Origin of the sequence: Prevotella phocaeensis, from assembly GCF_900065875.1 — a bacterium.
GTDB classification, from domain to species: domain Bacteria; phylum Bacteroidota; class Bacteroidia; order Bacteroidales; family Bacteroidaceae; genus Prevotella; species Prevotella phocaeensis.
In genome coordinates this window covers 33,551-47,016 of sequence record NZ_LT160625.1, presented here as the reverse complement: position 1 = coordinate 47,016, position 13,466 = coordinate 33,551, and the positions used below count along the sequence as shown (strand labels likewise).

Sequence of the window (13,466 nt, the reverse complement as noted above, 5' to 3'; positions counted from 1 at the left end):
ATATTTCAATACCGTTTTCATGAGATGTTTATAAAGGGGCTGCAATCTATTGTAAACAAATATGCCACCTAAGCTCCTTAAAATACCTGTCTAAAGATATTATATGGCCACTCTAAGAAAAACAATTGCAATACATTCGTAGCCTGCGAATTATAAGTAAAGGGCTAAGAACATGTTCCTCTGTTTTACAAAGAGAAACAACAAGAAAGCCGTACAAGGCAAATAAAACAAATCGGACTTATCTTTGTCTCTCCTTTCCAAGAGATAAAGCCGCGGCATTCCATCCGTATCTCAAGAAAAGAGAGGCTTTTTAAAAGTCGACTTTCTGATAAAAAAGAGATTCAGGCAAGCCAAATCTCTGTAGCATAACCGCTAATCACTCCTCTTTAATCCCTATTCTCTCAACCCTACTTCCCCTTCACATGACTCAAAATATAGTCTCTGCACTCTTCCATAAGCCACTTCGGAGTGCTTGTGGCGCCACATATACCGATGGTATGCACACCATTTATCCAATCCATATCTATTTCCTCGGCCTTCTCTATCTGGTGACTGTTGGGATTAATACTGCAACATTCGTTGAACAGCACTTTGCCATTAGAGCTTTTCCTGCCGCTCACAAAAAGAATAAGGTCGTGCTTTGCGGCAAACGAAGCAATGTTGGGCATGCGATTGGCTACCTGTCTGCAGATGGTATCAAAGCTACGGAAAGTTGCTTGAGGCGATATATGCGACTGGATATAGTCTATTACACGGTGGAATTCATCAAGGCTTTTCGTGGTTTGAGAGTACAAATAAATATCACGATCGAAGTCAAGACGCTTCACATCATCCACCTTTTCTATCACAATAGCCTCACTCCGTGTCTGTCCTACCAACCCTAAAACCTCGGCATGCCCGTTCTTTCCGAAGATTACAATCTGTGCCTCGGGGTTATTGACGAACTGCCTTTTAATTCTACTCTGCAATGCCAGCACCACCGGACATGTTGCATCGATGATCTGGATGTCGTTCCGACGGGCTATTTCGTATGTTTCAGGCGGCTCACCATGTGCTCTTAACAGTACTTTTACGTTGTGCAACCGGCGCAAGTCGTCGTGGTTAATGGTCACAAGTCCGTTGGCATGCAGCCTTTCAACCTCCATTCCGTTGTGCACTATATCACCTAAACAATAAAGAGTTTTACCTTCTGCCAGTTCTTCCTCGGCCTTCTTAATGGCCGTGGTTACACCGAAACAGAACCCGCTGCCCGTATCTATTTCTATCTGAAGCTCCGTCTTCGTATGCTGCACGGTAGATATGCCGTATCCGGACGCCTTTTTCGTCATTTCACTTGTATATTTATAATCACCTTGGCATGCTTCGGATCGTTGGTTATCATGAGCACACGTGGCTTACTGCGGGCCCTCCTGATGTCTTTAGCTATAGCAGTTATCTTCAGTTTAGCCTCTTCTCCGGGCCTTAGATGTATCTTATTGAGCGACATCTGTATACCTATAGTAAAGATTTGCTGGTTGCGTATGTCGAGTACACCCTTGCCCACGTTCTTCAATATAATCTCTCCTTTCTTCTTGGCCTTGCCGTCGAACGAGCCTAAATCGAGCGTTTCGGCCGAGAGTTGCAGGCTCGGAAGCTGCGTTTTTTGTACCTCTGTAAGGTGTGCAAAGTCGGGTAAGAGCACTGCAGAGATATTTATAGCCTTGCTTTCTGCCACCTTATCGCCCGGAAAAGCGCCCATGTAAACCGTCGTTTGGGTAAGTCCTAAGTTACGTAATGCACGAGATTCGAGCGTTATAGTGGCCACTCCCGACTGCCCGGGAGCCAGTTTAGAGGGCGAAACCTCTGCTTTCAAGTAGTTCGGAAGGTGCATCACCACGGGTTGCACGGTACTGCTGGTAGCATTCATCAGATGGATTTTCTGCGACGGGCGTTCGCCACGATTAACATCATCGAACTCTATATCGTCGCGATCTGCATTGATCGTGCCGAGTATAAATGGGTAATCGCCGGCAAAGTTCACTATTTCGTCTACCACAATACCCCTGACTGTTAGCACAAGAGGCTTGCTTTCTTTATCGTTATACACACCGATTTGTTTCTCGAAATGTCCCATCTGTCGGGCATCGTAGGTAGCTCTTACGGTAAAAGAGGCACCGGCTTCGATATCATTTTTGGGGAAAGAAGCGGTAGTACAACCGCAATCAGCACGCACATCGGTTATCTTTATGCTATTTCTACTGTCGTTCTTCAGTTCGTATTCTACCGTTACAGGCGTACGAAACAGCACTTGTCCGCAGTCAATCACTTGGTTTATCGCCGCTATGCGCTGTGCCGATGCCAACAAGGGAGGCATGGCAAGCAGCGCAAGCATGATCAGTTTTTTATTCATATATGTATTCCGTCGTTTTTTCTCGCGTTCTTTTTATCGTATATCCAAAACCTTTGCTGCCGCTCTTCCGCTGTATTCAGGAGCATAGGCGCACTGAACGGTACACGTACCCGTCTGGTATGTTCCTTCACGGTCTATGTAATATTCGGTCTCGATTACGTGTTTGCCTTTGCTCAAACGGTCGAAATAATAATTCGTAACGTTATCCTTGGGCGCACAATAGTAGCCCCAATGATAACCGCTCAACTGGTTTACGGGTTCAAGACAGGCCGCCCGCTTGTCTTGCACCTGCACGAAATCGTAATCGCGAGCAGCTTCTATCGTTATTCTTACCTTTACTTTGTCGCCCGTTTTGAGCATCTTTCCGCCGTTAAGTATTTCTCTTCTTACGGTAAGTCCTGCAGATGCGTCTGATATATCGGCCGCTTTCTGCACGAATTGTGCATAAACAGCGCCCCAACTTGTACCTTCAGAAGTCTTGTCTGCCGTAAACGTTTTCAGATTTTTGCCTGTTTTCGACACCTTTACATAACCCAATCCGGCAGTAGCTCGTGGCTGTTCGAGCGCTTTCCCGTTCACCTTGAGCACCGTTTTATCTGCTGTATCGGGAGTAAAGTTACCGTTTTGTCCGTTCATAAATGCAAAGACGGCGTTCGCGGTATTAATAGGAGTGTCCCAACTTTGTGTACGTTTCGCCTGTAGAAGCCACTTCTGTAATTCCTGAACAGTATGCCTATCGCCCTTATCCAGTAGGTCTATCGCCTCTATACATGCCACCTGTGTGGGTATTTTGTAGTCGAACCACGAATAATGTGCCTTGGGCGTGTCGAAGTAACGGCCCATCTCTTCTGTATAAACCGTATATTCGATAAGGCTTTGCAGATATTCTTTCGCACGTGTCTGCTCGCCATATTTTGCCAAAATCACGGCTGTGTTCGCCTTACCATAGATGGTTAACTGCGTTGGAGACTTGGCCAAAAGGCCTATCAAGTATTTGATATCCGGCGTAGACGTCCTGCCGGCGAGTGCATTCGTATAGAGATAATCGCACAACACGTCGCTCGGAACGAGGTTCTTTTCGCCTTTTTTCTCGGCTTCTTTTAACTCCTTCACCTGTTTGGCCGCGTATTTATCCATAAAAAGGAATGCCTTTTTGATGATTGCTTTCGTATCCTTGCGCTCGCCTATCATGCTGTTAAGGCGTACAAGCAGTTTGGTTACGGCCGCCGTCATGTACACATTGCCCGGCATATCGCACCACCAACTGAACGAACCGTCGGCATGTTGCAGTGCATTGAGCTTAGAAATATTGTCGTTAAGCCGATAAGCTATCAGCGATTCATCGAAGAAACTGATGAGTTGTTGCTTCTGATTGGCTTCTGTTTCTGCATCGATTACCCACGGTGTTTCGGTAAGGAGCATCGTCTTTACGTCCTCGTTTTTCTGCAAATTGCTCATCAATGATGTCTCTTTTCCCGTCTCCTGTTTCCATCGTTCGATGGTTGTCTTGATAACAGGCGACCGATGCAGCAGGTTGTCGGCTATGCTGTTGGCATAATAGGCCACCGCCAGACTGATGGCATTGTTGGTATATGTCGTAGCTACAGACGGCAAAGTCTGCACCATAAGCCACGAAGGATTGTTGGTATATTCCACAGTTAAGCGGTTCGTATCGTTGTTTACAGGGAATAGACGGGTAAGATCGATGGTCTTCGTGCCCGGTTCGTTCTGCGTAAACGGTACGGTCGTGGTCACCAGTTCGCTGTCTGAGAGGATCGGAAGGTAGTGCTGTTCGCCGTCGGAGTAGCCTTTACCCACAGCAGTGGTACGGGCAATGAGCAGCGAGGGGTACGAAGAGGCGTCGAAATCGAACGATACGTTTGTGGTGCCGTTGGGCTCTATCATATATTTACGGTGCTGCGAATAGACCGTCTTATCGGTTTCGGGATCGATAAGTTCGAGCTTTGCCGTGCCCGTAACGGCCTTATTCGACGTGTTGAACAGGCGGGCAGCAATCAAACCCTTATCGCCTGTGCGCACAAAACGCGGCATGTTGGGCTGTATCATGACCGTTTTCTTAGCCACGGCCTCGGCAGTTATCGAGCCGTTATTCATATCCTTGTCGTGCGAAAAGGCCATAAAGCGCCACGTGGTGATACTTTCAGGCAAGGTAAACCGCAATTCAACGCGCCCGTCCCTATCGGTTAACAGCGATGGATAGAAGAAAGCGGTTTCGTTGAGGTTCTCTCTAAGTTGAACGGAGCTCTCGAATTTCTTCGTTGCAGACTCTTCATGCTCTATCTTCAACGTTTCTCCAAGAGCAACATCCGGAGCCTCTTGAACTGATGCCACACTCTTTTTGGCTGCCGACATCTCTTTTGCTTTGGCTTCAAACATTATATGCGATGCAGCTCTTGTCATCATCTGATCGCTCAACAACATGTTCCTGTTTTCCGCAAACATATCGAATACGGACTCGTCGAAGCAGGTGAAAACGAGCTGTTTCTCATTCAAATACTTAATAGACATCTCTCCATAGAGCGACATTTTACCGGAATTGCCGGCGTACCAGCGCGTGTACGGCTGATTGAGGTACCGGTTACCGTTGAAAGACCATATATGCGGGCGCAACATATCGAGCGACTTATCGTACAACACCGCCATCGTCTGTGCGTCGGCCGGCGTACCATCGGGCTTTGTAATGCGCAAACTCCACTCCTCTTTCTGCCCGGGAACGAGCCTATCCCTAAAGGTTTTCCACTCTACATTCAGTTTGTCGCTGGGCAAAAGACGACGTATATTTGCGCGATGTTCATAAAGTTTGCCGTTTTTCACCCATGCACAGGTAAGCAAGATACCGTCTCCGTATTCCGTCTTATAGGTAAACTCGCGCGTCGTAATGGCATTGCTTTGGTCAAAGGTGCCGCTTTCGAGCAGCCTGTTGCCCGAAACTATCGTATATACAACGTGCTGACCTTCGTAAGAGGCACCCATCTGAACATAGACAGGGCGCCCCTCTTTGAACGTTTCATCCGATTGATAGAACCAGTCATCGGTAGTAACGGCCGGCTTCTTATCGGCAATCGTGAAAATTACGAACTCCTGTTTCAGCGTATCGTTGCCGCATACAGCCTCGACAACATGCCTTCCCGATGCGAGCGTTCGGACATCTATCGCCGTTGCTTCGTTCGCCTTCGCCGTACGGACATTCGCTCCGTCGATGGTATAGCGCACCTCTGCAGCAATATTTTCACCGGCATTGTTCATATAATAAAAGGTGATAGCCTTCAAACTGTCACGCTCTATGCGCGACGGAAGTCCACACGAGAACGCTGTAGGCTTATCACTCAAGGGCAAGGAGGTACTTCCGTCGCGGCTCTCCCCGCTGCCATCCGTTACTTGAGCATCTATATCGAAGGCATAATAGCGCGTATGATCGAACTTATCATGTTCGGGCATGTTCATCAGCACCTTCACACGGAAACCTCCTTCGTTATCCGTAACGGTGGAATCCGTTCTTTCTTCCACGCCCAGATCTCTGTTTGTGTGGCCTCTCCATAGGTACAAAAACTGCGGGCGGCGCCTTATAACGTACTTAACCTTTGCACCTTGCACCGGTACACCGGCAAAACTCTTTGCCGTTCCGCGTACAATAACCGTGTCGCCTGCCTGATATTTGGTCTTTACTTTATCGAACTCCACTTGGAAGGTAGGCCGTTTATACTCCTCAACATAGAAGTGCGTGCCCGATTGTTCGGTACGTATAGTAAACATACCCGTAAGGCCCGATGCCGGTAAAACGAAATCTGCCGACGCCGTACCATAGCTGTCGGTCGTTACTTTCTGCTCTCCGACGGTCTTATAGTTGGCATCTCGCAGCGTTAGAGTGAGCGTTTTGCCCGCCAAGACCTTGTTTTGTTCGTGATTGATGTTACTGAAAGCAACGGCAGCCACATGGACTATCTGCCCCGGGCGGTATATCCGTCGGTCCGTAAACAGCGAAATAAGCTCGGTAGTTCGCTTGTTATCGTAGAAAGAATATGATCCTTGAAACGACATCTCGGACGCATAACGGTCGTTATCGGTCGTTACGTATAGTTTATCAGGTTCGTTTCTCAGGTAATTATACTGTGCCTCGCCCTGCTCATTGCAACTGATAGTCTCGGTAGCATATTTATCTGTCGCATACGAATACGACTTCAGCCTGATTTTGGCATACGGGACAGGCTGTCCGGAGGTGGCGCTTACCACGGCAAAACGTACATTATTGCCGGGTAAAGTCTCGTTTATAACGAACAAATCGCTTACACTAAGCAGCGCTCTTTCGGGTTGTACGGCTGCATTATTGGTGGTAAACTCCACGAGATACGTACCTATAGGCAACCCATCCATCGTCATTGTGTCGCGTACCACTTGGTAATTGGGCAGCCCTACGTAGCGCTTGGTGAGCGAAAACGCAGGTTCTTTGGCCATTCTTTTCCTTATCTTGGCGTAGTCGACGGCCTCCTGTGGGTTTAAGTCCGTATCTCCGTCGAGGTTAACCCTCGTGACCGTCATCGTAAGTTCTTGTATATTGCAGAGCGAGAGTATAGGTATATCGCGCTTAGCATGCGGTATCAGCACCCTGTTGCCCAAGTCTACCTGAAACGAAGGCAATGTGAGCCGCGTCATGGCATTGCGAAGAATGTTCATACGAGGCCATGCTCCCCAATGCAGGAGGGCATAATTGATGTATTTGACCTGATCTTCAGCAGAAGTATCTTCGGCTTTATCCATAAAATTATAGCGCTCAATGGCTATCTCTCCAGCCTCTGTAAGGTCTTTATATTCATTGATCAGCGAGTCGAGCGTTTGCAGATATTTCGACTTCTTCACCTTGTTTACATCGTCAAGACGGTCTTTCTGCGTCATCATATATGCGCATATGCATGCTGCGGCACGGTTTTCGTGCTCTTTATAATAACGGTGTAACGCTGCAAAATCGCCGGCTTCCAGCCCTATCACATGCAAAAGATCGTTGTAGAAGATACGGCTGTCGGCCCCATCTATCAGGAGCGGCTTGTATTCCGTGGCAGTATGTTTTGCCAAGAGCTCCGGATGAAGCATGGATTTACGGTAATATTCTTTGCTTAAAGCTGCTGCCTGTTCGTCTAAATCGGCGTTCTCCTTGTATATTTTGCCGAGTGCAGACTCGTAAACCGCGGCAAGTACCGCATTCGTTTCCAATGCCTGCTGCTCTTTCCGTTTCAGTCTGGCAACGTCGACCTGTAGAGAATCGGGGGCAATAGTGCTCCTCAACGACACTTCCATGAGCTCTGCTTTGAGCAATTGTCCGTAGTCCATCGTCTTCAGCGCCTTGTCCTGTATCTGTCGGAGCACGGCAATTTGAGTCTTAGGCAAGTCTTTTTGCTGCGCTGCATCGTATTTTTTCCACAGCGAAGCGAACGTATCGGCCGCCACGGTGAGCGGCAGTATCAGCAATAAAGCGAGTATTATCGATATTTTCTTCATAAAAGAATGATTTATGTTCAATAGCTATCTTATGCAAAGGTAGTGCAAGCGAGCGCAATGAAAGCTTGCTTTCAGATTGCCGAGTGCAGCCTACCTTATGCAAAGATACATCATTTATTACACGCAGCAAAACGATTTTATTATTTTTAGCACCGCAGGGAAAGTCGTCAGGGCATGTGAATATTAGCTAAAGTTCCTTATAAAAAACTATGTACATAATACCTTTAAAAACGGAAAATGCTAACTTTGGTGCAGATTTAAACATAAAAGCGTAAACGAATATGGTACAAAAAACAAAATTCTTTGTTATGGCATGCATGGCTGCAATGCTTGCCTATCACCCGCAAAACATGCTCGCAGCCGACCGAAACGATGGTAATAATCAACAAAAAACAGTGATGAACAACATCTTGACGCGTACAAGTGTGCGCACATATCAAGCACGCAGCGTTGAAAAAAGCAAGATCGACAACCTGCTTCGTGCGGCTATGGCAGCGCCATCTGCCGTAGACAAGCGTCCTTGGCACTTCATTGTAGTAACCGACAAGGCTGTTCTGAAAGCGTTATCCGAGGCAAATCCCAACGCCGGAATGGCTGCCGAAGCACCTTTGGCAATCGTTGTATGCGGCGATATGAATAAGGCTTTGACCGGCGGAGGCCGCGAATTCTGGGTACAGGATGCTTCGGCAGCCTCAGAAAACATACTGCTTGCCGCCAACGGAATGGGCTTGGGGGCCGTGTGGACGGGCACTTATCCGTCGAAAGAGCGTTGTGCTGCCGTGTCTAAAGTACTGAATTTACCCGAACATATCGTACCTCTGAACACGATAGTTATCGGTTATCCGGAGTCGGGCAACATGCCTAAAGATAAATTCGATGCCGCCAACATCTCTTACAACACCTTTGGAGGAGCCGAACCTGCCACACCTGCTACCGCCGGAAGTAGCGAAGATTTCAAGAACTTCGATGTTCTAACCGACTTCGATGTCAATCCGTTTACATTCTTTGCAGGGCATGGTCTGCTTCTTGCGGCCGGCAGCGAGGGACACTTCAACGAAATGACCATCGGATGGGGCACTCTCGGCACGCTTTGGGGGCATCCGCGTCCGGTCGTAACGGTATATGTAGCCCAGAAACGCTATACACGCGAGTTTATGGAAAAGAACAAGTATTTCACCATTATGCACTTTAAAGACGAGAAAATACTCGAGTATATGGGCACTGTGAGCGGTCGCAACGCCGACAAGGCCAAGGTTTTAGGCCTGCATGTTAAGTACACCGAGAACGGTACACCTTATTTCGAAGAGGCCGATATGGTAATAGAATGCGAAACAATGTATGCGGATAACTTTAATAAAAAGGCTTTTCGCAACGATACACCCAAAGATTTCTATGCCCGTTTCCCCGACGGAATACACACATTCTATATAGGCGAGGTGGTAAAAGCCATGAAGAAAGGAGAATAGAGACAGATTCGAACGCCCCCATCCTACTCTTCTAAAAAGAGGGGAGTTACTATCTAAAAAACACACTTATAGCCTATCAGCTACAAGCATATTACAAACAACTCTCTTACATTGTCTATTTAACCGTCTTAGATAGACAATGTAAGGAGTTCAGACAGTATATATAAAAAAGACGGAAATAGAGAAAAGCAGGAGAAAGGATTAGGGATTAGAGAAAAAGGATTAGGAAGAAGCGATATTCGGTATTCTTCTTATGAGCCTTATCCTCTCTCCTTTCTTCCCGATATTTTTGCCTTTTGCTTTGAACATACCGGAAGTTTTCTTAAATTTGCAGCATTATTTATCGGCTTCAGAACGCCGTTTTCCAAGCAACAAAATGTATTGAAATATGATCAACAGGCAACTTCTTCACCCCGAAAGCATCGTGGTTATCGGTGGTTCCAACAATGTGCACAAGCCCGGAGGCGCCATTGTACGCAACCTTATCAACGGGAAGTATCAAGGTACACTGCGCATCGTCAACCCGAAAGAAGACGAGATACAGGGCATAAAAGCCTTTCACGACGTGAAAGAACTGCCTCCTACCGACCTTGCAATACTCGTTGTGGCAGCACGTTTCTGCCCTGAATACGTGGAAGTTCTGGCTTCCGAGAAAGACGTCAGGGCATTCATCATCATTTCGGCAGGCTTCGGAGAGGAAACACCGGAGGGAGGCGAGATGGAAAAACGCATCTTGCAGACGTGCGAGAAGTACGGTGCGGCGCTGATTGGCCCCAACTGTATCGGTGTTCTGAACAATTGGTATCACGGCGTTTTTACCAAGCCAATCCCTCATCTCAGCCCTTCAGGTGCAGATTTCATATCGGGTAGCGGCGCTACAGCTGTATTCATCTTGGAGTCGGCGGTAATTAAAGGGCTGCAATTCAACTCGGTTTGGAGCATCGGGAACGGCAAACAGATAGGCATAGAGGACGTTCTGCAACACATGGACGAAAACTTCGACGCCGACAGAGACAGCAAAGTGAAGCTGTTGTACATAGAAAATATAGCAAATCCCGATAGACTTCTCTTTCATGCAAGTTCCCTTATCCGCAAAGGTTGCCGCATTGCAGCCATCAAAGCCGGTACAAGTGAGAGCGGTTCACGGGCTGCCTCGTCGCACACAGGGGCCATTGCAAGCAGCGATTCTGCCGTGGAAGCCTTGTTCAGAAAGGCCGGTATCGTGCGCTGCTTCTCGCGCGAAGAACTCACAACCGTGGGCTGTATCTTCACTCTTCCGCCGCTCACAGGGCGCAACTTCGCTATCGTAACCCATGCAGGCGGGCCGGGCGTGATGCTTACAGATGCCCTTTCGAAAGGCGGACTGAACGTTCCGAAGCTCGAAGGTGGCGCTGTAGAAGAATTAAAGGCACAACTTATGCCGGGTTCTGCTGTCACCAATCCTATCGACATCCTTGCTACAGGCACGCCGGAGCAACTCGGTATCGCTATCGATTACTGCGAACGGCGGTTCGACAATATAGATGCAATCTTCGTAATCTTCGGTTCACCGGGCTTAGTGAAGCTGTATGAGACCTACGACACGCTCGACAAGAAAATCAAGGAGTGCCGTAAACCCATCTTCCCCATACTGCCTTGCCTGAACACGGCAGGCCCCGAAGTGGCCGAGTTCTTGCGTAAAGGACACGTAAACTTCAGCGATGAGGTAACTCTTGCCACTGCCTTAACGCAGATAATGAAAACTCCAAAGCCGGCATCTCCCGAGATTGAGCTCCTCGGAGTGGACGTTCCGAAGATACGGGAGATTATTGCAAGCATCGAAGAAGATGGTTACGTGCCGCCCGAAACGGTGCACCGTCTGCTCAACTGTGCCGGCATACCGATGGTACCCGAAAAGGTTAGCGCCGACAAAACGCAACTTATCGACTTTGCAAACCGCATCGGTTATCCCGTTGTAGCCAAGGTAGTGGGCCCGATCCATAAAAGCGATGTAGGCGGGGTGGCTCTCGACATACGGAGTTCCAAACATTTAGAACTGGAATATGAGCGAATGATGAAGATAGATGGTGCAACCAGCGTGATGATACAGAAGATGATCAAGGGCACGGAGCTATTCATAGGGGCGAAATACGAACCGCGTTTCGGTCATGTAGTGCTCTGCGGACTGGGCGGCATATTCGTTGAAGTGCTGAAAGATGTATCGAGCGGGCTCGCTCCATTGAGCAATAGCGAGGCTATATCGATGATCCGTTCGCTACGGGGCTACAAGATATTGAAAGGAACCCGTGGACAGAAGGGCATCAACGAACAGAAATACGCCGAAATCATTCAGCGCCTGTCTACCTTGCTGCGCTTCGCTACCGAGATTAAAGAGATGGATATCAACCCGCTTCTGGCCGATGAAAACGAGGTAACTGCCGTGGATGCCCGCATTCTGATACGCAAAGAATAAAGAAAGGAACCTCCTTCGGAAAAGTCGGAAACGGTTCCTCTTCGCGATACCCTGCCTATCCGCAGTGGAAATAGCGTGCTACCAATGCGGCTATTTCTTCGTTCTTGCCCGCTATATCTTTACGCAAAGTGCGGTCGTTATACGACTTGAGCTGCTCAATAATGCCATCTATCATCGCCGGACTGAACACATGATGCTCTTCGAAAGCCTTACGCTGGCGTTCCAAGCACTCTGCGCTCGCCCAACAACTGTCGGGCAGCTGCGCCAAAGCAGCAAGGCGGTCGGCATGTTCGGCGTCGTGAATGTTCACGTTCACATAGGTTTTCTCCGCTACCTCCAAGGCATGCGGCATTTCGAAGCCATGCCTGCATGCCACACAAAGCCCTGCAAGAAGCTGATATATATCGGCTGAGCCGTCTGAAGAGCGAATTTCCACCGTTTGTTTTAAGGAATTATCCCGATGGATGGCCTTTTCGAGCGGATTAATGCGGCAACTCATGTCGATATCTGCCGTCCATCCCAGCGGTACACGTATAAGAACGGAACGATTGCGGTCGCCCCAACATACGTTGGTAGGTGCCTCTTGGTGCGGTACAAGGCGGAAATACGACGTCGGGTTCTTATTCCCGAAGGCTGTAATGCTCGGTGCGAGGTCGATCATTCCCGCAATCATTCGCCGTGCATCGTTGCTCAAAACCCCGTTTTCTATCATCCTGTTATGCCCGTCTTTCATCATTCGCATGTGTATATGCAGTCCGGAACCGGCCTTTCCGGTAGTTATTTTCGGGGCGAACGTAACATTCAATCCCTCCCGATAGGCAAGATTGCGGATAATCCACTTGGCTATCATGAGCTGATCGGCGGCATCTGTGGCCAATACAGGTAAGAACTCTATTTCGTTCTGCTCGTATGTAAGCCCGTCGTGTGTAAAGTTGCCGACCTCAGAGTGCCCGTATTTAATCTGTCCGCCGGCCTGCGAAATGTATTGCATGCACAATGTACGGAAGTCGTTTGTCTTTGCGTAAGGCATAGACTCATGGTATCCGTGCTGATCTACCGCCGGATAAACTTCTTCCGCAGGACGGATAACGTAGTATTCCAGCTCTCCCATGGCATGAAACTCCATGCCTGTAACCTCTTCGAATGCCCGCATAGCTTTGACAAGTGTATGTTCCGGCGCACTTTCAAGGGCATTCCCATCCTTATCGAAGAAGCTGCAAAGCAGACAGAGTGTGGGTATTTCAGCAAAAGGATCTACGAATGCCGTTGAAAAACGGGGCAACACGTAGAGATCACTACTACCTGCTTCGATGAAAGAGAATAGACTTGAGCCGTCTACACGCTCGCCTGTCGAAAGTATAGTATTAAGATAATCGAGATCATTGATAACAAAATTCAACGTCTTCAGCTTGCCATCGCCGCCCGGATACATAAAATTAACCATACGGATGTCGTTCCGGCGGATATATTCGATGATATCGTTCTTGGTAAACTCATGGGGTAACTTCTGTAGAAAGGCAACTACCTTGTTTGCATTCATGCTCAACTTATCGCTGTTCATAGACTTATAATATTTTAATTTACGGTTCTACCGACAAATATACAGAATAAATATAAGGTAGGCAAGCATTCGGCAGGGATTTTTCGG

At 48.0% G+C, this 13,466-nt stretch carries 6 protein-coding genes; 2 read left to right on the top strand and 4 right to left on the bottom strand.

Translation table 11 applies throughout. From position 1 onward, the window contains the following. Positions 1 to 407: 407 nt before the first annotated feature. From BN3912_RS06775 to BN3912_RS06765, 3 genes are read right to left on the bottom strand one after another with little or no spacing between them, the layout of a single operon-like run. Complete coding sequence (locus tag BN3912_RS06775; RefSeq protein WP_023984858.1) at positions 408 to 1,328, bottom strand: 4-hydroxy-3-methylbut-2-enyl diphosphate reductase; 921 nt, start codon at positions 1,326 to 1,328, stop codon at positions 408 to 410. Continuing rightward, the gene (locus BN3912_RS06770; protein WP_023984857.1) at positions 1,325 to 2,389 is read right to left on the bottom strand and encodes a DUF1573 domain-containing protein; all 1,065 of its coding nucleotides are present in this window, start codon (positions 2,387 to 2,389) and stop codon (positions 1,325 to 1,327) included. Before BN3912_RS06770 ends, BN3912_RS06775 begins: the two co-directional genes overlap by 4 nt. A 33-nt stretch (positions 2,390 to 2,422) precedes the next feature. Then, positions 2,423 to 7,900, bottom strand: a complete 5,478-nt coding sequence (locus BN3912_RS06765; RefSeq protein ID WP_023984856.1) for an alpha-2-macroglobulin family protein — start codon at positions 7,898 to 7,900, stop codon at positions 2,423 to 2,425. A 281-nt stretch (positions 7,901 to 8,181) separates the two neighbouring features. Between BN3912_RS06765 and BN3912_RS06760 the strand changes: the two genes are divergently transcribed. Together BN3912_RS06760 and BN3912_RS06755 are read left to right on the top strand one after the other, a co-directional pair. Continuing rightward, a complete protein-coding gene (locus BN3912_RS06760) occupies positions 8,182 to 9,366 on the top strand; it encodes a nitroreductase family protein (protein ID WP_023984855.1) in 1,185 nt (394 codons plus the stop codon). A 388-nt stretch (positions 9,367 to 9,754) separates the two neighbouring features. Beyond that, positions 9,755 to 11,818 (top strand): acetate--CoA ligase family protein, encoded by a 2,064-nt coding sequence (locus tag BN3912_RS06755; protein WP_023984854.1) that lies wholly within the window; start codon positions 9,755 to 9,757, stop codon positions 11,816 to 11,818. A 55-nt stretch (positions 11,819 to 11,873) separates the two neighbouring features. Here the strand turns inward: BN3912_RS06755 and BN3912_RS06750 are convergent, their stop codons facing one another. Continuing rightward, complete coding sequence (locus BN3912_RS06750) at positions 11,874 to 13,379, bottom strand: glutamine synthetase family protein (protein WP_023984853.1); 1,506 nt, start codon at positions 13,377 to 13,379, stop codon at positions 11,874 to 11,876. Positions 13,380 to 13,466: the final 87 nt, after the last annotated feature.

What these genes read in the sequence shown, in the direction of transcription:
- BN3912_RS06765 (WP_023984856.1), bottom strand. Translation starts at nt 7,900, where the DNA reads ATGAAGAAAATATCGATAATACTCGCTTTATTGCTGATACTGCCGCTC.
- BN3912_RS06750 (WP_023984853.1), bottom strand. Translation starts at nt 13,379, where the DNA reads ATGAACAGCGATAAGTTGAGCATGAATGCAAACAAGGTAGTTGCCTTT.
- BN3912_RS06760 (WP_023984855.1), top strand. Translation starts at nt 8,182, where the DNA reads ATGGTACAAAAAACAAAATTCTTTGTTATGGCATGCATGGCTGCAATG.
- BN3912_RS06770 (WP_023984857.1), bottom strand. Translation starts at nt 2,389, where the DNA reads ATGAATAAAAAACTGATCATGCTTGCGCTGCTTGCCATGCCTCCCTTG.
- BN3912_RS06755 (WP_023984854.1), top strand. Translation starts at nt 9,755, where the DNA reads ATGATCAACAGGCAACTTCTTCACCCCGAAAGCATCGTGGTTATCGGT.
- BN3912_RS06775 (WP_023984858.1), bottom strand. Translation starts at nt 1,328, where the DNA reads ATGACGAAAAAGGCGTCCGGATACGGCATATCTACCGTGCAGCATACG.